This window comes from uncultured Faecalibacterium sp., from assembly GCF_900066275.1.
GTDB lineage: Bacteria > Bacillota > Clostridia > Oscillospirales > Ruminococcaceae > Faecalibacterium > Faecalibacterium taiwanense.
Map to the genome: position 1 here is coordinate 69,747 of NZ_FMFG01000005.1, position 23,341 is coordinate 93,087.

Below are 23,341 nucleotides of genomic sequence, written 5' to 3' on the forward strand. Positions count from 1 at the left end.
GCGCAGCGGCAGGGCAGGCACATGCTCCTCGGTGGTGGGCCACGGGCGCAGCACTTCCCGCTTTTTGAGCAGGGCATCCAGCGCTTCGCGGCGCAGCTCGTTCACCGCACCGCCCGGGATAAACCACGGCCCGCCGTCCATTTCCACGGTAATATCCTGATCCTCCACCGCAAAAGGCGTGCCGCCGGTCTTGGCAAGGCTGCGGTGCAGGCTTTCGGTGGGATCAGTACGGGCAGGCTGCGGCTCTGCATCCCCATAGGCAAAGGCCTTGCTGCCGTCTGCATCGGTGACAGTGAGCTTTTCGCCGCCCTCTTCAATTTCCAGCTTCATCTTTACCGGCACGCGGCTGCGCTCACGGCGGTAAAGCTCCCGCAGCATGGGCAGGGTCTTTTTGGTCTGTTCTGCATCTGCTTCACTGCGCACGCCGAACATGGTGCCGTCGATCTTTCCATCCAGATAGCCGGAGGTGAAGCCGGAACGGCTGAAAGCATTCTTCAACAGGTCGCGGTCGTAGGCGCGGCCCTCGCGGCCTGCAAGACAGGCGCTGACTGCCGCCGCCACATACTCCGGCGTGCGCAGACGGCCCTCGATTTTTGCCGATGCCACGCCAAGCGCCTGCAGCTTGTCCAGCTTATCAATGACCGAATTATCCTTTAAGGACAGGTGGTGCAGGCGGCCCGGCTTGCCCTCCGGCAGGGCATTTGCCTCAAACGGCAGGCGGCACGGGCCGGCACAGGAACCGCGGTTGCCGCTGCGTCCGCCCAGAAAGGCCGACATGTAGCACTGGCCGCTGACGCACATGCACAGCGCGCCGTGCACGAAGCACTCGGTCTCGATGCCGCAGTGCTTCGTGATATGCTCCACCTCGGGCATGCTCAGCTCACGGGCCAGCACCACGCGGGTGAAGCCCAGCTCCTTGAGCTCCAGCGCACCCTGCAGGCTGTGCACGCTCATCTGGGTGGAGCCGTGGCGCGGCAGCTGCGGTGCAATTTTACCGATCAGCGTTGCCACTGCCAGATCCTGACAGATGACCGCATCGGCACCGCTGGCTGCAACGGCACGGATGGCCTGTTCCAGCGCGGGCAGCTCGCCGCCATAGACGGTGGTGTTCAGCGCCACATGCACAGCCACGCCCCGCGCATGGCAGAAGGCGACCGCATCTTTCAGCGTATCCGCGTTAAAATTGTTGGCACTGGTGCGGGCATTGAAACCCGAAAAACCCAGATACACTGCGTCGGCACCGCTGAATACAGCGGCACGCAGCATTTCTTCGTTGCCCACCGGGGCAAGGATCTCGATCTTTGACATACTTCTCCTTTATCCTGTAAACGGCTTATTCCGCCTTGTCCGCTTCGCCCTCGGCAGCAGACTGCTGTGCCGCCTGCTGGGCGCGCTCCTCGCGCCGGGCTTCCTTATTGCGCATCTTTTCCAGCTGTTCGCGCAGGGCGGCAGCTTCCCGCCGCAGCACCTCATTCTCTGCTTTGACCTTATCTTCCGCCAGCTTTGCGCGGGTAGCATCCGCAATGTAATCCTGGATCTGGCTGCGCATATTCTCAGCACTGCCGGTGCTCTTGCGGTATTCGTCCAGATAATCCATGGCGCAGAACACCGCCGCCTTCGTCACCGAAAGATTCGCATTATCGTCCAAAAGCTTGGTGATGTCTTCATCCAGCTTTTTCGCCAGCGACAAAATATATTTTTCCGGATCCGTCGTAGCAATGGCATACGGCGTACCTGCAATGTTCACCCGTACCTTGTTGACCATATCTGTTTCCCCTTTTTATCCTTTTCTGCCCGCAGCGGGCAGTGATCTTCTGATTTTTGCCAGGAAGCGGCACCGTTCCCGGTACCGTTTTGGTGTCTTGTCACCCGCCGGGCGAGTTACCCGGCACATTTCTCCCGGAGTTTGTCCCCGAAAATGTTTCGGAACACAGCTTTCTCTCCCTATTATAATATAAATAAGCATCAAGAAAAAGTGTATTTTTTGAAATTTTGGCATATTTATCAGAAAGTTCAATAAAAAAATGTCAGTTACGGAAAAAATCCCCTGATTCCTTGCATTTGTCATTCTGCCATATTATAATATCTTTGTTATGTTGGCGGCAGAGCAAGTGAGGGAAAGTGCCTGCAGGCGCCAATTATTTCAATTATTTTAGCAAAGCTGAAAATTTATGCGGATAGGAGTACCTTTATGACATCGAAAGAATTCGGTAAACTTCTTCAGGACAAGCTCACCAGCGAGTACGGCGTGGAGCTGAGCGTTGCTTCCAACCAGCAGATCTACCGCTCTCTGGCTCTGATCTGCTGTCAGATGATGAGTGAGAACCACAAGAAGTTCCAGTCCAAGGCCATTGGCACCGGCACCAAGCAGGTGTATTATCTGTGCATGGAGTTCCTGATGGGCCGCAGCCTGAAGACCAGCCTGCTGAACCTGGGTCTGGACGAGGTGGCAAAAAAGGCCCTGTCCGACGCTGATATCAGCATTGACAGTATCTTTGAGGAAGAGCCGGATGCAGGTCTGGGCAACGGCGGTCTGGGCCGTCTGGCTGCCTGCTATCTGGACGGCATGGCCACCACCGGCATCTGCGGCACCGGCTACTCCATCCTGTACGAGTACGGCATCTTCAAGCAGAAGATCGTGGACGGCTGGCAGCAGGAGCGTGCCGACAACTGGCTGCCCGGCGGTCAGGTCTGGCTGAAGAGCCACCCCGATCAGGCTGTGGAAGTGCGCTTTGACGGCGAGATCCACGAGAACTGGGACAACGGCTTCCACTATATCCAGCACACCAACTACAACAGCGTCATGGCTGTTCCCTCTGATATGTATGTGCAGGGCTACGACGGCAAGGGCGTTGCAAAGCTGCGCCTGTGGCAGGCAAAGGCCCCGGACTTTGATATGTCCAGCTTCTCTCTTGGCAACTACAACACTGCAATGAGCAAGAACGCCAATGCAGAGCTGATCTCTAAGGTGCTGTACCCCAACGATAACCATGTTGAGGGCAAGATCCTGCGCCTGCGCCAGCAGTACTTCCTGTCTGCCGCATCCATCGGCGATATCGTCCAGAACCACCTGTCCAGCTATGCGACCCTCGAGAACCTGCCCGACAAGGTGGCCATCCAGCTGAACGACACCCACCCCACCCTCGCCATCCCCGAGATGATGCGCATTCTGCTGGATGAGTGCGGCTTTGGCTGGGACAAGGCATTCGACATCTGCCAGAAGGTCTTCTCCTACACCAACCACACCGTCATGGCTGAGGCTCTGGAAAAGTGGAACGTGGACATCTTCAAGATGACCCTGCCCCGCATCTACCAGATCGTGGTGGAGATGGACCGCCGCGCCCGCGCAGAGCTGGAGAAGGTCTTCCCCGGCGACAAGGGCAAGATCGACTATATGGCACTGATCGGCGACAATCAGGTGCGCATGGCAAACATCTGCGCCTACACCGCCAACAGCATCAACGGCGTGTCCAAGCTGCACAGCCAGATCATCAAGGACAGCGTCTTCCACGATTACTACCTGTTCAAGCCGCAGGCCTTCAAGAACGTGACCAACGGCATCGCTTACCGCCGCTGGCTGCTGGCCTCTAACCCCGGCCTGTGCAAGCTGCTGGACGAGACCATCGGCGACGGCTACAAGCATGATGCTTCCGATCTGTCCAAGCTGAACAAGTTCGAGAACGACAAGACCGTGCTCAAGCAGCTGAACGCCATCAAGCTGGAAAACAAGAAGAACTTTGCCAACTATCTGTCCAAGAGCACCGGTCAGGTCATCGACCCGAACTCCATCTTTGACTGTCAGGTCAAGCGTATGCACGAGTATAAGCGCCAGCACCTGAACGCGCTGAACATCGCTGCCCAGTACCTGTACCTGAAGGAGAACCCCAACGCCGACTTCATCCCCAAAACCTATATCTTCGGTGCAAAGGCTGCTCCCGGTTACTACATGGCAAAGCAGATGATCCGCATGATCTGCAAGCTGGGCGACCTCATTAACAACGACCCCGCTGTGCGCGACAAGCTGCGCGTGGTCTATCTGGAAGAGTACTGCGTCTCTCTGAGCGAGCACCTGATGCCCGCCGCCGAGGTCTCTGAGCAGATCTCTCTGGCCGGCACCGAGGCTTCCGGTACCGGCAACATGAAGTTCATGCTGAACGGCGCTATCACTCTGGGCACTCTGGACGGCGCAAACGTGGAGATCGCAGACGCTGCCGGCAAGGAGAACGAGCTGATCTTCGGTATGCTGACCCCCGAGGTGAACAACCTCAAGCAGGTGGGCTACCATCCCAACGCTTTCATCATGGGCGACGATGTTGCCAACAACGCTCTGAACTTCCTGGAGCGCGGCTGGAACGGCGAGAACTTCCACGAAGTGACCGAGAACCTGCGCAGCAGCGACCCGTATATGGTCATGGCCGACTTCAAGGATTACCGCCGCGCACAGGCCGACCTGCAGAAGCTGTATGCTGACCGCGAGAAGTGGGCACACATGAGCCTGAAGAACATTGCCAACAGCGGCATCTTCAGCGCCGACCGCTCTGTGCTGGATTACGCACACGACATCTGGTACGCTTCCCCGGTGCCCATGGGCAAGTAATTTTCCCTTAAAAAATCCATCTGCCCCGGCGGCGTTTGGCCCGCCGGGGCTTTTTTGAGAAAGGACGACCCTGCTTTGTCTTGTCTGTTCAATAGCTACGACCCCTATTTCAAGCAGCCCTTTGGCGCACTGCGGGCCGGTCAGACCGTACGTTTGACCCTGTGCATCCCGGAAGAGCTGGGCTATGTCGATCCTCATCTGGTGCTCCAGAAAGAGGGAAAATATGACGTGCCGGTGCACTACCGCATGAAGTTCGACGGCCAGACCCCCCAGCAGAACCACTTTTCCGTGGAGCTGCCGCTGAACGACCCGGGCCTGTACTTCTACTACTTCGACCTCTACACCGACTTTCGCCGCATCTACCGCGGGCCGGACAACTGCGGCGTTGTCAGCTGGCAGGAAGGCGAAAAGTGGCAGATCACCGTCTACGATGCCGGTTTCCAGACCCCGGAGTGCATCAAGGGCAAGGTGTTCTATCAGATCTTCCCGGACCGGTTCTGCGAGGGCATTGAGAACAAGCCCATGCCTTTCCCGGACCGGCTGTATCAGGCCGACAAACACGCCGAACCCTTCTGGCAGCCCAACGAGACCGGCGGCCACCTGAACGAGGACTATTTCGGCGGCGACTTGGAAGGCATCCGCATCAAGCTGCCCTATCTGCGGGAGATGGGGGTGGACTACCTTTACCTCAACCCCATCTTTGAGGCGCACTCCAACCACCGCTACAACACCGCCGACTATCTCAACGTAGACCCGCTGCTGGGCACCAACGAGGAGTTCGAGGTGCTCTGCCGCGAGGCTGCCAAGTACGGCATTGGCATCGTGCTGGACGGTGTGTTCAGCCACACCGGTTCCGACAGCCGCTATTTCAACCGCGAAGGCCGCTATGGTGACGGCGGCGCTTACCGCGACCCCAACTCTCCCTACCGCAGCTGGTACGATTTTGACCCCAAGTATAAGGGCGGCTACCGCAGCTGGTGGGGCTTCGAGACCCTGCCTGAGGTGAACGAAGAGAACCCCTCCTATGTGGAGTTCATCACCGGCGAGGGCGGTGTCATTGACACATGGCTGCGGCGCGGTGCCGCAGGCTTCCGTCTGGATGTGGCCGACGAGCTGCCGGACGACTTTATTGAAAAGATCCGCGCCGCTGTCAAGCGGGTCAGCCCGGAGAAGTTCCTGCTGGGCGAGGTGTGGGAGGATGCCACCACCAAATACGGCTTTGGCCAGCGCCGCACCTATCTGCTGGGCAAGGGGCTGGACAGCGTGATGAATTACCCCTTCAAGAACGCTGTGCTGGACTTTGTAAAGGGTAAGCCCGCCGAGCAGGCCATGGGCGAAATTCTGTCCATCTGTGAGCACTACCCCGCCCCTGCCATGGACACTGCGCTGAACTTTCTCTCCACCCACGACACCGAACGCGCCCTCACCGTAATCGCGGACGAGCCCGCCAACGGCCGTGGCCGCGAGTGGCAGAGCGGCCGCTGTGTGACCGGCGAGGCCTACGAGGAAGGGATGCTGCGCCTGCGCATGGCCTATGCCATCATCTACACGCTGCCCGGCGTGCCCTGCCTGTACTACGGCGATGAGATCGGGATGCAGGGCTACCGCGACCCCTTCAACCGTGCCTTCTTCTGCTGGGACAGCCACGAAAAGCGCCTGAAGCCGGTGCTTGCTCAGCTGGCGCAGCTGCGCCACACCTGCGAGGCCTTCCGCACCGGTGAGCTGCGGGTGCTCCGGGCGCAGGACGGCATCCTGCACTACCAGCGCGTAGGCGAAGCGGAAACCGCCGAGGTCATCGTGAACCGCTCGGAGCACATCATCGTGGAGCCGCTGGCTTCCGGCAAGCACACGGAGGTGAACCCCATGGGCTTTACCATCGTGGTGGAGGAGAACGGGCATAACCCGAACCACAGCTATTACGATATCAAGTAAAAACGATTTGAATGCCCGCCGCGTTCGCTCTGGGCACATTCAGAGGAAATTTTATCTTTTATTTTCGCAACAACGGGCAGCCTGCGGGCCGCCCGTTGTTGCATTTTCACGCAAAGGGCCGTATCCGCAAACTACATCTTGCACTGCTTTTCATTTATTTTGTTCTTTATTTCGTTTTCTGCGCAACGTTCCAGTAAAAAACGCTTGACCTTCCACCCGGGGGATACTCTATAATAGGGGCATAAGGAGGGAGAACCATGAACCCTGTTCCATTTCTCTGGCTGGCTGCCGTGGTGGGCTTTCTGCTGTTGGAGGCTTCCACCTTCAGCATGACCTCCGTCTGGTTCGCCGTCGGCGCAGCTGCCGCCCTGCTCACCTGCCTGTTCACGGATTCGTTCCGGGCGCAGGCCCTGGTGTTCATCGTGGTAAGCATTCTGTGCCTGCTGGCGTTCCGGCCGCTGGCTGCAAAGCTGCGCCAGAAAATCACCCCCACCAATGGCGACCGAAACCTTGGCCGGGAGGCCACCGTGCTGACCACCGTCACCGCCGACCTGCCGGGCCGTGTGCGACTGGACGGCGTGGACTGGAATGCCCGCTGCGCCACTCCCGGCGACATTCTCACCCCCGGGCAGCGCTGCCGTGTGACCGAACTGCACAGCACCCTGCTCATCGTGGAGCCCGTATTGACCGAAAGCCGCAGAGCGTGATCTGCGTTCTGCGCTGAAACGTTGCACCCATCTGAAAAAGGAGAACCACTATGGTCATGTTTTTTCTGATCCTCGCGCTGGTCTTTGTCGTCCTGCTGGTGATCATCACCAATATCGTCATCGTGCCCCAGTCCAAGGTGTATGTCGTTGAGCGGCTGGGCAGCTACTCCGACACATGGTCGGCAGGCCTGCACATTAAGATTCCCTTCATCGAGCGCATCGCCAAAAAGGTGAGCCTGAAGGAGCAGGTGGCAGACTTTCCCCCTCAGCCGGTCATCACCCGCGATAACGTTACCATGCAGATCGATACCGTGGTGTTCTTTCAGGTGATGGATGCCAAGCTCTACACCTACGGTGTCAACCAGCCCATTGCGGCAATCGAAAGCCTGTCCGCCACCACCCTGCGCAACATCATCGGCGAAATGGAGCTGGACCACACCCTGACCAGCCGCGATGTCATCAACGGCAAGATCACCGCCATCCTGGACGAAGCCACCGACAAGTGGGGCATCAAGGTGAACCGCGTGGAGGTGAAGAACATCATCCCGCCGCGTGAAATTCAGGAAGCCATGGAGAAACAGATGAAGGCTGAGCGCGAGAAGCGCGCCGTCATCCTGAAAGCCGACGGTGAAAAGCAGGCCGCCATTACCGCCGCTGAGGGCGAAAAGGAAGCCGCCATCCTGCGCGCGGATGCTGTGAAGCAACAGCGCATTCTGGAAGCCGAGGGCGAAGCACAGGCCATTCTGGCCGTGCAGAAGGCCAATGCCGATGCCATCCGCCTGTTGAACGAGGCCATGCCCAGCGATAAGGTTCTGGCCATCCGCAGTCTGGAAGCTCTGGCCAAGGTGGCCAACGGCAAGGCAACCAAGATCATCATTCCTTCGGAGCTTCAGAATCTGGGCGGCGTGGTGCCCAGCATCAAAGAGCTGATGACCGACCCGAAGGACGCAGAATAAAATTTAAAATTCCGGTTCACCGTCTGTGCTATATGCAGGCGGTGAACCTTGTTTTGCACGATAAAGGAGTTCTTCTATGATCTACGATACCCTGAACAACCTGCCCAACTATCTGGGCGTGAGCGACAATCTCGACACCGTCATTGAGTACATCATGGCGCGGGACATCACCACCCTGCCCGCCGGACGTACCCGCATCGACGGCGAAAAGGCTGTGGTCACTGTGAGCACCGTCACACCGCTGACTTCCGATAAAGCGCTGTTCCAGCGCCACGACAACCACATCACGCTGGAGACCGATCTGGACGGCAGCGAGCTGTTTGAGGTGAGCCTTGCAGAGCTGACCCCGACAAAGCCCACCGATGAAGCCACCGACACCACCGTGGGTACCGCAGGCACCAGCATTGCCGGAATGCTGTGTGAGGGGCGGTTTGCCCTGTATCTGGCCGGAGAGCCCTATAAATCCGGCCTGAAGGCGCAGGGCTGCGGCAAACTGAAGAAAGCCGTGTTCAGCATCGAGCTGGACCCGGACGAAGAGGACGAGACCGAGGAATAAGCCGAGAGAGGGCATTTATATGGGATTTTTTGCTGTACTGGCTGCAAGCCTGTTTGCCGTGTTCCTCTTTACCGTGTTCGGCGGCTATTCGTTGCTGCTCTGGTGCCAGCAGTCCCTGTGGATGGTGGTTCCGCCTGCGGTGGTGCTGGCTGTTCTGGTGTGGACGTTCCTGAAAATGGACGACAAGATCACCGCTCTGCAAAAGCGGGTGGAGGAGCTGGAAGACGCACAGAAAAACGCCGAAAAGCCCGAAAAATAAATACGGCGCCGCCCTTGCCAGAGAAGATTCTCCTGCAGGGGCGGCGCTCTTTTTTGCAGCTTACTTTTTATCCTGTGGGTCATCCAATCCTTTGAACATCACCATGCCCAGAATTGCAAAGCTGGCGCCCAGCACAAAACCCACTGTCCCCATCGACACGCTGAACAAAACGCCCATAGCAACACCGAACAGGATACCCGCGATCTGACTTTTCTTCATTTTACTGCTCTGCCTTTCCGTACCAGGCAACGGACAGCCGCCAAGAGAGGGAGTACAGCCCCAGAACGATCAGTACAATGCCCAGCAGAGCCAGTGGCGGAACGCCCTGCGGCAGAAGGTTCCGGGCCAGGCCGTCCTCATTGGCGGACATGCCAAACCCCATCAGAGCCGCAACCAGGCCGACCATAAGATAAAACGCATATTTTGCCTTTTCGTAGCCAAAACGGTAATTCAACGGCAGCAGAACGGCACTGTTCAGCAGCGTTGTCATGCCTACCTGCACCAGCGTGGAAACCACAAGCGCATGGTCCACAGCTGTCCAGTGCAGGCTTGCCACGCCAAGGGCTGCAGCGGCGAAAACCTCTGCCAGCACCAGCCCGCACAGACCAACGATGTATTTACACCCCACCAGCTGTTCTTTTGTGACCGGAAGCGCGGCACTGTATTCGCTGAATTTGCTGGCCTGATCATAGGCCAGCAGGGTCATGGGCATCATGCCCATCAGAAAGCCCGCATATACAATAAAGAAATTGGCCCCATTCATGATGGTAACCACGCCTGCGCCCATCATGACCACGGCGGCCACAATGACACCTTTGGCATAGTGCCATATCTGATAAGCATCCTTTAGCAGCAAGCCTTTCATTCTGCACACTCCTCTTTCACCATCAGTACAAACAATTCCTCAATGCTCACCGGGGTAAGCTCTGCCCCGGCAGGCAGGGCGTCCCGGCGCACAAGCGCCTCTGCCCCGTAGGGGGTGACCCGCTTGCCGTACACCCGTACATCCAGTGCCGCCAGCTGCGCCGCCGTGCCGTGCCACAAGGCGTATTCCTCTCGCAGGGCGTCCTTTTCCTCACAGAGCAGCAGCCTGCCCTTGTGCAGGAAGGCGATGGTATCGCACAGCTTTTCCAAGTCGCTGACGATGTGGGAGGAGATAAGGATGGAGTGGTTTTCGTCCCGGGCAAAGTCCAGCAGCAGGTCGGTCACCTCGTCCCGCACCACCGGGTCCAGCCCATTGGTGGCTTCATCCAGCAGCAGCAGCTTTGCGTGGTGGGAAAGCGCCACCGCAATGCACAGCTTCCTCTGCATTCCAGCGGAGTAATCCTTATACTTTTTGTCCGGCGGCAGGTCAAATTTCCGGCAAAACGCCGTGTAGTCACCAGCGTCCCAGTTGCGGTAGATGCCCGCCATCACCTTGCCCACCTCCACAGCGTTCAGGCACTGCGGAATGCCATCGCTGCCCAGAACCACACCGATTTCTTCCTTGGTGTGTACAAGGTCGGTGCGGCTGTCCCTGCCAAGAATCGTCACCGTGCCGCCGTCCCGCTGCAGCATGTCCAGAATCAATTTGATGGTGGTGCTTTTGCCTGCGCCGTTTTCACCGATCAGGCCGCAGATGGTGCCGCCGGGCAGTGTCAGATCCAGCGGTCCGAGGATAAAGTCCTTATAGTGCTTTGTAAGTCCCCGCAGTTCCAGTGCGTTCATGTTCAGCCCTCCCACAGCAGTTCCAGCATCTCCCGCAGCTCTTCCCTGCTCAGCCCGCAGGATGCGGACAGCTTCACGGCTTCGGTAAGGTGCGCTTCAATTTTTTTCAGGTTCTCTTCCCGCAGCAGCTCGGTGTTTTTAGGGGCTACAAAAAAGCCCTTTGCCGGTACTGCGTAAAGGAAGCCCTCTTTTTCCAGTTCATCGTAGGCACGCTTTGTGGTAATGACGCTGATGCGCAGATCCCGTGCCAGCCCCCGGATGGAGGGCATGGCCTCGTCCGGCTGCAAAGCCCCGCTGATGATCTGCTGCTTGATCTGGTTGTAGATCTGGTCATAGATAGGCGCGCCGCTTTTGTTGTTGATAAACAGTTCCATCGGCTGCTCCTTTGGCTCTTGTGTTTTATCTGTATATGCACAGTATATACAGTAGATACGGATTTGTCAAGAGAATGCGCAAAAAAATACACCCGCCGTCCAAAACGGACAGCAGGTGCATTTTTTAGGTTTTACAGTGCCTTGATGGCGGTCTTGATGCGCTCGGCGGCCATCTTGGTCTTTTCGGCGTCGCCGAAAGCGGTCAGGCGGAAGTAGCCCTCGCCGCACTCGCCGAAGCCCACGCCCGGGGTACCGACCACGCCGCAGTTTTCCAGAAGCCAGTCGAAGAACTCCCAGCTCTTCATGTTACCGGGGCAGCGCAGCCAGATGTAGGGGCTGTTCTTGCCGCCGCAGTACCACACGCCGCACTCGTCCAGAGCGTCCGCGATGACCTTGGCATTCTTGCGGTAATAGTCCAGATTCTGCTGGATCTCGGCCATGCCGCTCTCAGTGAACACCGCAGCGGCAGCGCGCTGCACCACATAAGGCACACCGTTGAACTTGGTGGTCTGGCGGCGCAGCCACAGCTTATTGATGTTCATACCCTCGCGCTCCAGCTCCTTGGGCACCACGGTGTAGCCGCAGCGGGTGCCGGTGAAGCCTGCGATCTTGGAGAAGGAGCAAATTTCAATGGCACACTCCCGTGCACCCTCGATCTCGAAGATGCTGCGGGCGAGGTTCTCGTCGGAGATGAAGCACTCGTATGCAGCATCGTACAGGATGATGGCATCGTTCTTCTTGGCGTAGTCCACCCATGCCTTGAGCTGGTCGCGGGTGTAGGCGGCACCGGTGGGGTTATTGGGGCTGCAGATATAGATGATGTCAGCCTTCACATTCTCATCCGGCATCCCCAGGAAGCCGTTCTCCTGACTGGTGCGGCTGTAGATGATCTTGCGGCCATCGGTCACGTTATCGTCCACGTAGGTGGGATAAACGGGGTCCGGCACCAGCACGGTGTTGTCCACATCGAACAGGCCCAGTACGTTGGCCAGATCGCTCTTTGCACCATCAGAGATGAAAATTTCATCCTCTGCCAGCTGGGTGCCGCGGCCTGCATAGTAGCCCTGAATGGCCTGCTTGAGGAAGGGATAGCCCTGCTCCGGGCCATAGCCGTGGAAGCCTTCCTTGGTGCCCATCTCATCGGCTGCATCGTGCATGGCCTTGACCACACACTTTGCCAGCGGCTGGGTCACATCGCCAATGCCCAGACGGATGATCTCCTTCTCCGGGTGTGCCTCCTGATAAGCGGCCACCTTGTGGGCAATGTCCACAAACAGGTAGCTTGCCTTCAGCTCGTTGTAATGCTTGTTCATCTTCATGGTTACTTTCCCTCGATTCTGTTTTGGTATGACCCTCTCAGTCATCTCGCGTCCGCTCGATGCCAGCTCCCCCGAGTGGGGGAGCTTTTTTGTTGTGAAGAAAAACTTTTCCTCTTGATGTGGAAAAGCTCGCCCTTCGGGAGAGCTGTCGCCGTCAGGCGACTGAGAGGGTTCTCGTTTTCTTTACACTTCCGTCGTGCCTTCGCACACGGTCTCGGCGGCGCCGGTCATCAGCAGCTGTCTGCCGGGCAATACCCGGATGGTCAGCACACCGCCGCGCAGCTGCACATGGATGTCCTCGCCTGCCGGGCAGATGCCAAGCTCGGTCAGGGCCGCCACGGTGGCGCAGGTGCCGGTACCGCAGGCCCATGTCTCGCCGCTGCCGCGCTCCCACACCCGCATTTTCAGGTGGGTGGCATCCACCACCTGCACGAACTCGGTGTTGATGCGCTCCGGGAAGTTTGCGTGGTGCTCAAAGGCCGGACCGATCTCTTCCAGCTTCAGGCTGTCCACATCCTCCACCACGGTCACACAGTGGGGGTTGCCCACACTGATGCAGGTCACATGCCACGTTTTGCCGTCCACGGTCAGTTCTTTGTCCACAAGCGGTTCTTCGCCCATGTTTACAGCAGGCAGGCTGGCAGGCATGGCACTGTAAGCGCCCATCTCCACCTGCCACAGGCCCGCACCCTTGTGGGTGACGGTCTTCAGGCCGCTGAGGGTATCAATGGCAAGGGTCTCTTTGGCAATGCCGTGGGTGTACAGCCATTCAGCCACACAGCGGATGCCGTTGCCGCACATCCTGCCCTCGCTGCCGTCGGCGTTGAAAATGCGCATCATGCCGTCCGCACCCGCTGTCTGCGCAGTGCAGATGCAGATGATGCCGTCCGCACCAATGGAAAAATGCCGCCGGGACAATTTTTCGGAAAGGGCTGCAATGTTCTCCGGCACACCGCTTTTGCGGCAGTCCAGATAGATATAATCGTTAGCGCAGCCCTGCATTTTGGTAAATGAAAGCTTCATGCTCAAAACTCCTTCATGGGACTTGTGGTCAGTCCCTATAAACTCGCTACTCTATAATGATAAGAAACCGGGGCGCTCCTGTCAAGCGAAAATGCACCTTTCCGGCAATTTTTCGCAAAGGAATCTGCCAGAATGGAAAACAGGGCTTGACAATACACATGGCATGGGATATAAAAAAAGAGAGAGTTTTGTACAGTCCGGGGCCGCGCAGCATCTGCGGGTGCATCCGTCACGGCAGCCGCACGCACGGCACCGGTGTACAGGACAGGCAAAACAACTGCAAAAAGGAGACCACAGGAATGGATACTTTTGAAAAAATCCGTGCATTGCTGGCGGAGCAGCTGGATGTTGACCCGGCAAAGATCACGATGGACAGTGACATCATGAGCGATTTTGAGGCCGACAGTCTGGATATCGTGGATATGGTGATGACGCTGGAGGATGAGTTTGGCATTGAGGTGCCGGACGATGCCATCGAGTCCCTGCGCACCGTGGGCGATGTGGTAAACTTTGTGGACAGCCACGCGCAGAACTGATTCAGTCAAAAAGCCCTGCCTTCTGGTGCGGCACCCGGCCGCACTGCATGGACGGGGCTTTTAATATGGTTCGTGCGGAACGCAAGCCGTTTGGCGCACGGCCTTAGGAGGAAAAAGCAAAAATGGCAAAAGATTCAAAGAAGCTCGTACAGGCGATCACCAGCCAGGAAGAGAACTTCGCACAGTGGTACACCGATATCTGCGTGAAGGCAGAGCTGGTGGAGTACTCCAGCGTGAAGGGTTTCATCATCCTGCGCCCCTACGGTCAGGCCATCTGGGAGCTGATCCAGAAGGACATGGATGCCCGCTTCAAGGCCACCGGCCATGAGAACGTGGCAATGCCCGTGCTGATCCCGGAAAGCCTGCTGCAGAAGGAAGGCGAACTGGTCAATGGCTTCGCGCCGGAGGTGGCGTGGGTCACGATGGGCGGTTCCGACAAGCTGGAAGAGCGTCTGGCCGTGCGTCCCACCAGCGAGACCATGTTCTGCGACCACTGGTCCCGCGTGCTGCACAGCTACCGTGAGCTTCCCATGAAGTACAACCAGTGGTGCAGCGTTGTCCGCTGGGAAAAGACCACCCGCCCCTTCCTGCGCAGCCGCGAGTTCTGGTGGCAGGAAGGCCACACCATCCACGAGACTGCCGCCGAGGCTGAGGCTGAGACCCAGCAGCAGCTGAACTGCTACGCAGATGTCTGCGAGCAGGATCTGGCCATCCCCGTGGTGAAGGGCCGCAAGACCGACAAGGAAAAGTTTGCCGGTGCCGAGGCCACCTATACCATCGAGGCCATGATGAAGGACGGCAAGGCCCTGCAGAGCGGCACCAGCCACTACTTTGGCGATAAGTTCAGCAAGGCTTATGACGTGACCTTTACCGGCCGCGACAACCAGCTGCATCATCCGTTCCAGACCAGCTGGGGCGTTTCCACCCGTCTGGTGGGTGCTATCATCATGACCCACGGCGACGACGACGGCCTGATCCTGCCCCCGGCAGTGGCCCCCATTCAGGTGGTCGTAGTGCCCATCGCAGCCCACAAGCCCGGTGTTTCCGAGAAGGCTGCCGAGCTGGCCGAGAAGATCAGCAAGTATGCCCGCGTGAAGCTGGATGACAGCGACAACGCCCCGGGCTGGAAGTTCTCCCAGTGGGAGATGAAGGGCGTGCCCCTGCGTCTGGAGATCGGCCCCAAGGATCTGGAAAAGAACCAGTGTGTGCTGGTGCGCCGCGATACCCGCGAAAAAGTCTTCGTCTCTCTGGACGAGCTGGAGACTGCGATCCCCGCACAGCTGGAGGCCCTGCGCAAGGACCTGTACGAGCGTGCTCTTGCCAACCGCGAGAAGCGCACCTGGGCTGCCACCACCATGGACGAGGTGAAGGAGCTGGCCAAGGCAAACACCGGCTACATCAAGACCATGTGGTGCGGCGACCTTGCCTGCGAAATGAAGATGAAGGAAGAAGTCGGCCTGTCCAGCCGCTGCATGCCGTTTGAGCAGGAACACCTGAGCGATGTATGCCCCTGCTGCGGCAAGCCCGCCAAGACCATGGTCTACTGGGGCGTGGCGTACTAAGCTTTCCTTTTACTGACAATACAAGAAAAAACGGAACACTTCGGTGCTCCGTTTTTTCTTGTATTTTGACAATTTTTGTGTTATTATGAATTTGTCGCTTTCAGGCGGCAAGGCACTGCATACAACGGCAGGCGGTTCGGCCCCACTTCCGAAAGGAGGTGAAGCTCATGCCAATTACTTTGACATTCCATATCTTTGGATTGGTATTTACTATCAAGGTAAAAAGCGAGAACCGCCACCCTGGCCGGTGACGGTTCTTAGTTTTTAAGACTGTTCATCAAAAAGGCTGACCGCTTGTCGCAGTGCCTTTTCTGTTTACAGTATACTCATTTTCAAAGGTTCTGTCAAGTGCACGCAGCTTCGTTTCTGCGTGCTTTTTTATCGTTCAAACGTGGTGCTCAGGGTGGTCTCCCAGCTTTCACCCGGGGCAAGGCAGGCGGCGGCTGCACGCTGGCTCCACTGCTGCGGGTCAGTCTCGGCGGCGGGCAGACTGTGCCACGGCTCAATGCACACAAACCGCACCGGCTTTGCAGGGGCCGACCAGATGAGCGCGTAGGGGTAGCCTTCCACATTGCAGGTGATCTTGCGGCCGGTGCCCTTCTCATAGATGCCAATGGTCTTGGTGCGCAGGCCCGCCATGCAGAAGCTGTCGTTTGCGAACAGATCATCCGTCAGCTGGATGGCCTGCTGGTTCTTCCACTGATAATAGCACTTGCCAGACAGCAGGCCGTTCGGACGGGCATCCAGAATGACCGGGCTTTCCGGCTGGTCAAACCGGAACTCGTAATCCGTGGTGGTGTGCTGTGCATCAAAGGGGATGTTGAACGCCGGGTGATAGCCGATGCCAAAGCGCAGCTCTTCGGTGCCGGGGTTGCGCACCGTCAGCGTATGGTGCACGGTCTTGCCGTCCAGACGGAAGGTGCTGGTGAGTACAAAGTCGAAGGGGAAGCGTTCGGCTTTGATGGCATCATCCGAGCGCAGCTCCAACTGGATGGTATCGCCCTCGGCCTTGAGCAGGGTGTGCTCCATGTCGCGGGCAAAACCGTGCTGACCGCCCTTGTACGTTTTGCCGTCCACCTCAAAGGTACCGCCGGGCAGCTTGCCCGTCCACGGGAACAGAATGGGAGCGTGGCGCTTCCACACAGCCGGGTCGGCCTGCCAGAGCAGCTCTTCCCCCGCCGCATTTTTCAGGCTGACTGCTTCGGCACCGTGGGTATCCACAGTCAAGGTCAAAAATTCGTTGTGAATGGTTGCCTGCATTTTCAGTATCTCCTTTGTCCTTCTTATTTTCCGGGGTCTTCTGCTTCCAGTATACTCCCCCGTGTGCCAAAAATAAAGTCCCGCCCAGTTTCAGCAGGGCTGTGCCAGCGGCAGGGTGACTGCAAAGGTAGTGCCGTTTTCGCTGCTGCGTTCCACGGTCACACTGCCGCCATGCAGCACGGCGATCTCCCGCACAAGGGCAAGGCCAAGCCCAACGCCGCCCATCTCCCGGCTGCGGGACTTATCCACCCGGAAAAAGGGCTGGAAGATGCTCTCCCGGCAGTCTGCGGGAATACCCGGGCCGGTATCTGCAACGCGCAGTACAGCGGTCTGCTTTTCCTGTTGCAGGGTGACGCGCACCGCACCGCCGGGGCGGTTATACTTGATGCCGTTTTCCACCAGATTGAACACCAGCCGGTAGATCAGCGCATCGCTGCCCACCATGCCAAGTTCCTCGCAGTCCTGCTGCAAAGAGATATTGTTTTTCTGGGCAAGGGGGGTCAGGTCGGTCAGGATCTCCTCCACCAGCGGCGCAAGGGCGATCTGGTCGGTGCGGGAGACTGATTGCAGATTGCTCATCTCTAATAAAGTGCGCACAAGAGCGGTCAGGCGGTCCAGCTGCTCCCGCAGAGAGCGGATCAGCCCGGCAGTTTCGGCGTCCATGGCCGGGTGCTCCTCTGCAAACAGTTCCAGCTTCGTCTGCAAAATAGCCAGCGGGGTGCGCAGCTCGTGGGCGGCATTGCCCGCAAACTGCCGCTGCAACTCAAAGGACTGCGCCAGACCATCCAGCATCCGGTTCACCGACCGGCTCAACTGCCCGAATTCCTGCACAGTGTTTTCGTCCAGACGGGTGGTGGCGATGCTGTCCTGATCGACCTGCTGCGCCTGTTGCGCAAGCTGCTGTAACGGTTTCAGCGCTCTGCCGCTGACAAAATAAGCAATGGCAGCGCTGACGATGGTGACCACGACGGTGATGCACCAGCCCTTGCGGCCAAAGACCACCTTTGCATCGTAGACTTCCTGCGAAAAATGCGCCAGCAGACTGGACATTTCCTCCTGCGGGATCTCGATGGTCAACGGATCCGCACTGCCGGGCTGGTACTGCATCATAAAGCCGTTGAGGGCATCCATGCCGGTAACGCCGGTGCGGTATAAAAGCAGGTTCATGCACACGCAGGCGCAGGCGATGAGCAGCGCGGTCAGCAGGGTGATGCGCCATTGCAGGGACAAATGTTTCATTGTACCTCGCCTCCGATCTCGTAGCCTTCCCCGATGCGGTTGCGGATGGGGTCGTAGCCCAGCGCCGCCCGCAGCTTTTTGCGCAGGGCAGAGATATGCACCCGGATGGAGTTGCTGAAGCTGTCTACACTGCCATCCCAGACGTGCTCGATGAGTTCTTCCTGACTGACCGGGCGTCCCTGATGCAGCAGCAGATATTCCAGTACGCCGCTCTCCTTCCGCGTCAAAGCAAGGGTCTGACCGTCCACAGCAGCAACGCGGCTGCGGGTGTTGAAGCTCAGCCGTCCGCAGCACAGACAGACGTCTTGCTGAATAAATTTGCGCCGGGTCAGGCTGCGCACCCGAGCTTCCAGCTCTGCAAGGTGAAAGGGCTTGGAAAGGTAATCGTTCGCCCCGGCATCCAGCCCCTCCACTTTATCTGCGATTCCACTGCGTGCCGACAAGATCAGCACACAGGTCTCAAGGTCGTGCCGGCGCAGGGTGCGCAGCACCTGCATTCCGTCCACCTTGGGCAGGTTGAGGTCCAGCAGTACAAGGTCGTACCGCTCTGCTGCCAGTGCCTCCAGCGCGGCCTCGCCGTCTGCACAGGCATCCACCTCGTACCCGGACAGCCGCAGCTTTCGGGCAATATCCTCCCGCAGGGAGTGCTCGTCCTCTACCACCAAAAGGCGCATCTTTGTTTTCCACCTTTCCCATAAAAATTGCGTTTTTTCTTCATTATAACAGATTATAGCAGACGGTGTTAAGATTCGTGTTAAGATTTTCTTAGCAGAGATTTTATCACGCATGGTGTATACTGATGCCATCAAACAACAGGAGGCTATGATGTTCATGACAAAAAAACAGGCGCAGCTGCTTTTGCTTGCCGCCGGGGTTCTGATGCTGCTGTTCGGCTTATGGCGGGGCGAGGCAGACACCGTATTTTCAAAAGCCATCCGGCTGTGTATGGAGTGTGTGGGCATTGGATAAGAAAAAGCTTTCTCCCCTTGCCCGCTTCCGGGGCTTTATACAAGCCGGGGCTACCCTGCTGACCAATCTCCACCTACCCAATTTTGCAAAAGGAGTGCTGTATCAGGGCGGCGGAAAATACGTCTGCGTGCCGGGGCTGAACTGCTATTCCTGCCCGGGCGCGGCCGGTGCCTGTCCGGTGGGAGCATTCCAGGCGGTGGTGGGCTCTTCCAAGTTCCGCTTTTCCTACTACATTACCGGCATCCTCATCCTCTTTGGGGTGCTGCTGGGGCGGTTCATCTGCGGTTTCCTCTGCCCATTCGGGTGGTTTCAGGAGCTTTTGCACAAGATCCCATCCCCCAAGCTTTCCACCAAAAAGCTGAAGCCGCTGCGCTATTTAAAGTATGCGGTGCTGCTGGTCATGGTGGTGTTGCTGCCTTTGCTGGCGGTCAATGAGCTGGGCATGGGCGACCCCTTCTTCTGCAAGTATCTCTGCCCGCAGGGCGTGCTGGAGGGTGCCATTCCCCTCTCCCTGACCAATGCGGGCATCCGCGCTGCGCTGGGCAAGCTGTTCACATGGAAGGCCTGCATCCTGCTGGCGGTCATCGTGGGCAGCGTGGTGTTCTACCGCCCCTTCTGCAAGTGGCTGTGCCCGCTGGGCGCGTTCTATGCGCTGCTGAACAAGGTCTCGCTGTTCCAGATGCGCGTAGACACCCACAAATGCGTCTCCTGCGGAGCCTGTGCAAAGGCTTGCAAGATGGACGTAGACATTACCAAGACCCCCAACCACGCCGAATGCATCCGCTGCGGGATGTGCATGAAAGCCTGCCCCACGGACGCCATTCAGTACAAGTTCGGGCTGGGGGACCAATCAAATACCGAAACAACAAAGGAGTAAAGCCATGAAGATCCATCGTATCGCCGCACTTTTTCTCAGCCTTGTGCTGGCTTTCAGCCTTGCCGCCTGCGGGCAGGGCGCATCTTCTGCATCTTTTGCATCCTCTTCTGCCGCTTCCTCTGCGGCAGCAGAAAGCAAAACCGAGGAGCAGCTGCTGGCCGAGGAAAACGAGATTCTTTCTGCAAACGATGCTCTGTGGGAGAAAGTGTTCTCATCCATGGACAAAAACGTGACCGAAACCACGATCAGCGCCAACTACGGCGATTTTCTGCTCAGCGCTGTGGAAAAGGCCAAAGATCAGTTCTCGGACGAGGAGTACAAGACCCTGACCGCAGATGCCGAAAAGATTCGTGCCATCGAGGAGCAGATCGCCGCTCTTGCCCCCGCAGAGGATGCCGCTTCCAGTGCCGCCGCACAGGGCACCGCCTTCCCCAAGTTTGAGGGCAGCGATTTAGAGGGCAACCCGGTGAACAACAGCCTGTTTGCGGGCAACGCCTTTACGGTGGTGAATTTCTGGTTCAACGGCTGCAAGCCCTGCGTGGAGGAGTTGGACGACCTGAACGCCCTGAACGAGAAGGTCAAGGCACAGGGCGGTGAGGTCATCGGCATCAACACCGAGACGCTGGACGGCAACCAGCAGGGCATTGATGCCGCCAAAAAACTGCTGGAGACAACGGGCGCAAGCTACCGCAACATCTACTTTGCCTCCGGCAGTGAGGCCGGCAAGTTTGCACTGAACATCATGGCCTTCCCCACCACTTACGTTTTTGACCGGGACGGCAACGTTGTGGGGCAGCCCCTGCTTGGCGGCATCGACAAGGAAGAAAACCTTGCCGCTCTACAAAAAAATATCGACGCCGCCCTTGCCAAGGACAGCGCCAAATAAACCTTTCTCCCCTGCCGCCTTCGGGCGGCTTTTTTATTTGCGGTGTGCATTGCCATGCACGTCCGGCGGCGCAGCGGAATACGCTGTGAGAGAAGCATTCCATTCTCACAGCAAAGGAGCATCCGCCTATGAAAAACACCGGCATTCTACGCATTCAGGCTTTCGGTGCCCGTCAGTCCTCGCCCATCGAGGGTGTTCTCGTCACCGTGTCCGGCAACGGCTTTACCGCTCAGCGTATCACCGACGAGACCGGCACCGCTGCCGACCTCTCCATTGAAGCCCCCTCCTGTGCGCTGTCCCTGCAGGAGGACAACACCATCCGACCCTATGCCGTTGTGGACCTGACTGCCGCAAAGGCAGGCTTCCGCACCGTGCGCATTCAGGGTGTGCAGATCTTTGCCGGGCAGGTCACACTGGCCCAGCCGGAGATGATCCCTGAGACCGAAGGGGATCGCGACGTGGTAAACCCGCCCATAGTCATCCCGGAACATTCACTGTTCACCGGCGATGGCGGCAGCGGCCCGGACCCCATGGAGAACTGCGTGCCCCGGGTGCTGGACAGAGTCATCATTCCCAAAAACATCACGGTGCATCTGGGCAAGCCTGCGGCATCCGCCCGCAATGTGACTGTCTCCTTCCGGGATTATATCGCCAATGTTGCATCCAGCGAAGTCTACCCTACCTGGCCGGAGCAGGCCCTGCGGGCCAACATCCACTGTCAGATCTCGCTGGCACTCAACCGCATCTACACCGAGTGGTACCCCAGCAAGGGCTACACCTTCAACATCACCAACTCCACCAGCTACGACCAGTATTACGTTCACGGACGCACGGTGTTCGATGTGATGGTGCGCATCACCGACGACATCTTCAACACCTATATCCGCAAGACCGGCACCGTAAACCCCTACTACTCTGAATACTGCGACGGTAAATCGGTCACCTGCCCGGGCCTCAAGCAGTGGGGCACCGTGACGCTGGCCAATCAGGGCCGTAACGCCTTGCAGATCCTGAAGTATTACTACGGCAACGACATTGAGATCATCCGCACCTCGAACATCCAGTCCATCCCCCAGAGCTACCCCGGTTCGCCCATCCGGCAGGGCGACAGCGGCACAGCGGTGTTCACCCTGCAACGCCAGCTGAACCGCATCACTAAGGACTATCCCTTCCTCGGCCTGCTGACTGTGGACGGCGTGTTCGGGGCCAAGATGGCCGCCACGGTCAGGGCGTTCCAGAAGCAGTTCAACCTGACCGCCGACGGCGCAGTCGGACGACAGACATGGTACAAGATCAGCTATATCTATGTGTCGGTCAAGGATCTTGCGGAGCTGACCAGCGAGGGCGAGGTGTCCAGCGGCACTCTCTCGGACGGCACATGGGGCGGCACCGTACTGCGCACCGGCTCCACCGGCAGCGCCGTGGAACAGCTGCAGTTCTGGCTGAATACGCTGGCACAGTATGAGTCTTCCATCCCATCGTTAACAGTGGACGGCGTTTACGGCACTGGAACGGCCAACACGGTGCGGGCCTTCCAGCGCAAATACGGCCTGACCGTGGACGGCGTGGTGGGCCGTGACACATGGACCGAGCTGTACGACCAGTTCCGCAGCATCCAGTCCGACAACGGCACCCCCAATGCCTACCCCGGCACCGCCCTGCGGGAGGGTGCAAGCGGACAGAATGTGCGGCTGGTGCAGTTCTGGCTCAAGATCGCGCGCACGGTGTACTCGAACCTGAACAACATCACGGTGGACGGCAAGTTCGGCAGTGCCACCACAGCGGCAGTCAAGCGGTTCCAGACCTACTTTGGCCTGACCAGCGACGGTGTGGTGGGCCGCACGACATGGAACAAGCTATACGAGGTGTACAACGACATCGCCAACAAGCTGCTGTCGTCCAGCCTGCGCCCCGGCGAGTACCCGGGCGTGCTGCGCAAGGGCTCTTCCGGCACAGCGGTGCGGGAGCTGCAGTTCTACCTCTACCTCATGAGTGCCTACGAGAGCAGCATCCCGGCCATTGGCATCGACGGACAGTTCGGTGCTTCCACCGAAGCTGCCGTGCGGGCCTACCAGCGCTTTGCGGGGCTGACTGTAGATGGCATCGTGGGACGTACCACATGGAACAGCCTGTACGACAAGGCGTCCACTCTGCGGACATCCGGGCCGGTGGTCACCCTGAAACGCCTGCCCTACCCCGGTACCCCGCTCACAGTGGGGTCTTCCGGCAGTGCAGTGCTCTACTACAGCCTGCTTTTGCAGCGCATTGCCTACTACTTTACCAGTGTGGAGAACCTGCCCCTCTCCGCCCAGTACACCGACGAGACTGCCGCCGCCACCCGCAGCGCACAGGAGCTGCTGGGCCTGCCCGAGACCGGCATTGCGGATGCCGACACATGGACAGCTGTGGAAGCGCTGAGCCTGCAGCTCGCCGCCGAAATGCCCAACCCCGACCGCAGCATCGGGCATGGCCCGGTCTACCCGGGCCGGGCCATCGGCGCGGGCAGCGTGGGGCCGGACGTGGCGCAGGTGGAGACATGGCTGAACGGGCGTTCCTGCCTGTACTGCACCGAGGGCTATGTG

23 protein-coding genes are annotated in these 23,341 nt (G+C 58.4%); 12 read left to right on the forward strand and 11 right to left on the reverse strand.

The window, feature by feature from the left end:
* The coding region (locus tag QZL71_RS03350) for a peptidase U32 family protein (RefSeq protein ID WP_294647736.1) at positions 1–1,308 on the reverse strand (1,308 nt) is incomplete at its 3' end.
* 25 nt (positions 1,309–1,333) lie between these two features.
* Positions 1,334–1,765, reverse strand: coding sequence for a cell division protein ZapA (locus tag QZL71_RS03355; RefSeq protein ID WP_097774784.1), 432 nt, complete (start codon positions 1,763–1,765; stop codon positions 1,334–1,336).
* 426 nt (positions 1,766–2,191) lie between these two features.
* On the opposite strand from QZL71_RS03355, the gene QZL71_RS03360 reads away from it, so the two are divergent.
* From QZL71_RS03360 to QZL71_RS03385, 6 genes are all read left to right on the forward strand, one after another.
* Positions 2,192–4,597, forward strand: a complete 2,406-nt coding sequence (locus tag QZL71_RS03360; protein ID WP_294647737.1) for a glycogen/starch/alpha-glucan phosphorylase — start codon at positions 2,192–2,194, stop codon at positions 4,595–4,597.
* A 75-nt stretch (positions 4,598–4,672) separates the two neighbouring features.
* On the forward strand, positions 4,673–6,529 hold the full coding sequence (locus QZL71_RS03365) for a glycoside hydrolase family 13 protein (RefSeq protein WP_294647739.1): 1,857 nt from the start codon (positions 4,673–4,675) through the stop codon (positions 6,527–6,529).
* Between the two features lie 257 nt (positions 6,530–6,786).
* Positions 6,787–7,236, forward strand: coding sequence for an NfeD family protein (locus QZL71_RS03370; RefSeq protein ID WP_120079455.1), 450 nt, complete (start codon positions 6,787–6,789; stop codon positions 7,234–7,236).
* 50 nt (positions 7,237–7,286) lie between these two features.
* Entirely contained in the window at positions 7,287–8,192 is a 906-nt protein-coding gene (locus QZL71_RS03375; protein ID WP_005939926.1) for an SPFH domain-containing protein, read from the forward strand.
* A gap of 76 nt (positions 8,193–8,268) precedes the next feature.
* A complete protein-coding gene (locus QZL71_RS03380; RefSeq protein WP_005939922.1) occupies positions 8,269–8,748 on the forward strand; it encodes a YhcH/YjgK/YiaL family protein in 480 nt (159 codons plus the stop codon).
* A gap of 19 nt (positions 8,749–8,767) precedes the next feature.
* A complete protein-coding gene (locus QZL71_RS03385) occupies positions 8,768–9,007 on the forward strand; it encodes a hypothetical protein (RefSeq protein WP_097781956.1) in 240 nt (79 codons plus the stop codon).
* Positions 9,008–9,067: 60 nt separating this feature from the next.
* Here QZL71_RS03385 and QZL71_RS03390 read toward each other — a convergent pair whose 3' ends face one another.
* From QZL71_RS03390 to dapF, 6 genes are all read right to left on the reverse strand, one after another.
* Positions 9,068–9,226 (reverse strand): hypothetical protein, encoded by a 159-nt coding sequence (locus tag QZL71_RS03390; RefSeq protein ID WP_165852545.1) that lies wholly within the window; start codon positions 9,224–9,226, stop codon positions 9,068–9,070.
* Between the two features lies 1 nt (position 9,227).
* Complete coding sequence (locus QZL71_RS03395) at positions 9,228–9,872, reverse strand: ABC-2 transporter permease (protein ID WP_294647741.1); 645 nt, start codon at positions 9,870–9,872, stop codon at positions 9,228–9,230.
* Positions 9,869–10,714, reverse strand: coding sequence for an ABC transporter ATP-binding protein (locus QZL71_RS03400; protein WP_294647744.1), 846 nt, complete (start codon positions 10,712–10,714; stop codon positions 9,869–9,871). Before QZL71_RS03400 ends, QZL71_RS03395 begins: the two co-directional genes overlap by 4 nt.
* Before the next feature lie 2 nt (positions 10,715–10,716).
* Positions 10,717–11,136, reverse strand: coding sequence for a GntR family transcriptional regulator (locus QZL71_RS03405; RefSeq protein WP_343214684.1), 420 nt, complete (start codon positions 11,134–11,136; stop codon positions 10,717–10,719).
* A gap of 83 nt (positions 11,137–11,219) precedes the next feature.
* Positions 11,220–12,407, reverse strand: a complete 1,188-nt coding sequence (locus QZL71_RS03410; protein ID WP_097774778.1) for an LL-diaminopimelate aminotransferase — start codon at positions 12,405–12,407, stop codon at positions 11,220–11,222.
* A gap of 183 nt (positions 12,408–12,590) precedes the next feature.
* Entirely contained in the window at positions 12,591–13,430 is an 840-nt protein-coding gene (gene dapF / locus QZL71_RS03415) for a diaminopimelate epimerase (protein WP_294647747.1), read from the reverse strand.
* Between the two features lie 299 nt (positions 13,431–13,729).
* Between dapF and acpP the strand changes: the two genes are divergently transcribed.
* Together acpP and proS are read left to right on the forward strand one after the other, a co-directional pair.
* Positions 13,730–13,966, forward strand: coding sequence for an acyl carrier protein (gene acpP, locus QZL71_RS03420; protein WP_044953468.1), 237 nt, complete (start codon positions 13,730–13,732; stop codon positions 13,964–13,966).
* A gap of 122 nt (positions 13,967–14,088) precedes the next feature.
* On the forward strand, positions 14,089–15,528 hold the full coding sequence (proS, locus tag QZL71_RS03425) for a proline--tRNA ligase (protein WP_005939895.1): 1,440 nt from the start codon (positions 14,089–14,091) through the stop codon (positions 15,526–15,528).
* A 378-nt stretch (positions 15,529–15,906) separates the two neighbouring features.
* Here the strand turns inward: proS and QZL71_RS03430 are convergent, their stop codons facing one another.
* From QZL71_RS03430 to QZL71_RS03440, 3 genes are all read right to left on the reverse strand, one after another.
* The gene (locus tag QZL71_RS03430) at positions 15,907–16,788 is read right to left on the reverse strand and encodes an aldose 1-epimerase family protein (RefSeq protein WP_097774777.1); all 882 of its coding nucleotides are present in this window, start codon (positions 16,786–16,788) and stop codon (positions 15,907–15,909) included.
* A 90-nt stretch (positions 16,789–16,878) separates the two neighbouring features.
* On the reverse strand, positions 16,879–18,027 hold the full coding sequence (locus tag QZL71_RS03435) for a sensor histidine kinase (RefSeq protein WP_097781961.1): 1,149 nt from the start codon (positions 18,025–18,027) through the stop codon (positions 16,879–16,881).
* Entirely contained in the window at positions 18,024–18,701 is a 678-nt protein-coding gene (locus tag QZL71_RS03440; protein WP_294647750.1) for a response regulator transcription factor, read from the reverse strand. Before QZL71_RS03440 ends, QZL71_RS03435 begins: the two co-directional genes overlap by 4 nt.
* A 151-nt stretch (positions 18,702–18,852) precedes the next feature.
* Between QZL71_RS03440 and QZL71_RS03445 the strand changes: the two genes are divergently transcribed.
* From QZL71_RS03445 to QZL71_RS03460, 4 genes are all read left to right on the forward strand, one after another.
* Positions 18,853–18,996, forward strand: a complete 144-nt coding sequence (locus QZL71_RS03445; RefSeq protein ID WP_337678835.1) for a CD1871A family CXXC motif-containing protein — start codon at positions 18,853–18,855, stop codon at positions 18,994–18,996.
* Positions 18,989–19,873: a 4Fe-4S binding protein gene (locus tag QZL71_RS03450; protein ID WP_294647752.1), complete on the forward strand. Its 885-nt coding sequence runs from the start codon at positions 18,989–18,991 to the stop codon at positions 19,871–19,873. The genes QZL71_RS03445 and QZL71_RS03450 overlap by 8 nt, the downstream gene beginning before the upstream one ends.
* 4 nt (positions 19,874–19,877) lie before the next feature.
* Positions 19,878–20,759 (forward strand): TlpA family protein disulfide reductase, encoded by an 882-nt coding sequence (locus QZL71_RS03455; protein WP_294647754.1) that lies wholly within the window; start codon positions 19,878–19,880, stop codon positions 20,757–20,759.
* Between the two features lie 128 nt (positions 20,760–20,887).
* A partial coding sequence (locus tag QZL71_RS03460) for a peptidoglycan-binding domain-containing protein (RefSeq protein WP_294647756.1) occupies positions 20,888–23,341 on the forward strand: 2,454 nt, incomplete at its 3' end.

Excerpts from the sequence above, each read along its gene's own strand:
- QZL71_RS03355 (WP_097774784.1), bottom strand. The coding sequence starts at position 1,765 with ATGGTCAACAAGGTACGGGTGAACATTGCAGGTACGCCGTATGCCATT.
- QZL71_RS03360 (WP_294647737.1), top strand. The coding sequence starts at position 2,192 with ATGACATCGAAAGAATTCGGTAAACTTCTTCAGGACAAGCTCACCAGC.
- QZL71_RS03370 (WP_120079455.1), top strand. The coding sequence starts at position 6,787 with ATGAACCCTGTTCCATTTCTCTGGCTGGCTGCCGTGGTGGGCTTTCTG.
- QZL71_RS03375 (WP_005939926.1), top strand. The coding sequence starts at position 7,287 with ATGGTCATGTTTTTTCTGATCCTCGCGCTGGTCTTTGTCGTCCTGCTG.
- QZL71_RS03380 (WP_005939922.1), top strand. The coding sequence starts at position 8,269 with ATGATCTACGATACCCTGAACAACCTGCCCAACTATCTGGGCGTGAGC.
- QZL71_RS03385 (WP_097781956.1), top strand. The coding sequence starts at position 8,768 with ATGGGATTTTTTGCTGTACTGGCTGCAAGCCTGTTTGCCGTGTTCCTC.
- QZL71_RS03390 (WP_165852545.1), bottom strand. The coding sequence starts at position 9,226 with ATGAAGAAAAGTCAGATCGCGGGTATCCTGTTCGGTGTTGCTATGGGC.
- QZL71_RS03395 (WP_294647741.1), bottom strand. The coding sequence starts at position 9,872 with ATGAAAGGCTTGCTGCTAAAGGATGCTTATCAGATATGGCACTATGCC.
- QZL71_RS03400 (WP_294647744.1), bottom strand. The coding sequence starts at position 10,714 with ATGAACGCACTGGAACTGCGGGGACTTACAAAGCACTATAAGGACTTT.
- QZL71_RS03410 (WP_097774778.1), bottom strand. The coding sequence starts at position 12,407 with ATGAAGATGAACAAGCATTACAACGAGCTGAAGGCAAGCTACCTGTTT.
- dapF (WP_294647747.1), bottom strand. The coding sequence starts at position 13,430 with ATGAAGCTTTCATTTACCAAAATGCAGGGCTGCGCTAACGATTATATC.
- acpP (WP_044953468.1), top strand. The coding sequence starts at position 13,730 with ATGGATACTTTTGAAAAAATCCGTGCATTGCTGGCGGAGCAGCTGGAT.
- proS (WP_005939895.1), top strand. The coding sequence starts at position 14,089 with ATGGCAAAAGATTCAAAGAAGCTCGTACAGGCGATCACCAGCCAGGAA.
- QZL71_RS03430 (WP_097774777.1), bottom strand. The coding sequence starts at position 16,788 with ATGCAGGCAACCATTCACAACGAATTTTTGACCTTGACTGTGGATACC.
- QZL71_RS03435 (WP_097781961.1), bottom strand. The coding sequence starts at position 18,027 with ATGAAACATTTGTCCCTGCAATGGCGCATCACCCTGCTGACCGCGCTG.
- QZL71_RS03440 (WP_294647750.1), bottom strand. The coding sequence starts at position 18,701 with ATGCGCCTTTTGGTGGTAGAGGACGAGCACTCCCTGCGGGAGGATATT.
- QZL71_RS03445 (WP_337678835.1), top strand. The coding sequence starts at position 18,853 with ATGTTCATGACAAAAAAACAGGCGCAGCTGCTTTTGCTTGCCGCCGGG.
- QZL71_RS03455 (WP_294647754.1), top strand. The coding sequence starts at position 19,878 with ATGAAGATCCATCGTATCGCCGCACTTTTTCTCAGCCTTGTGCTGGCT.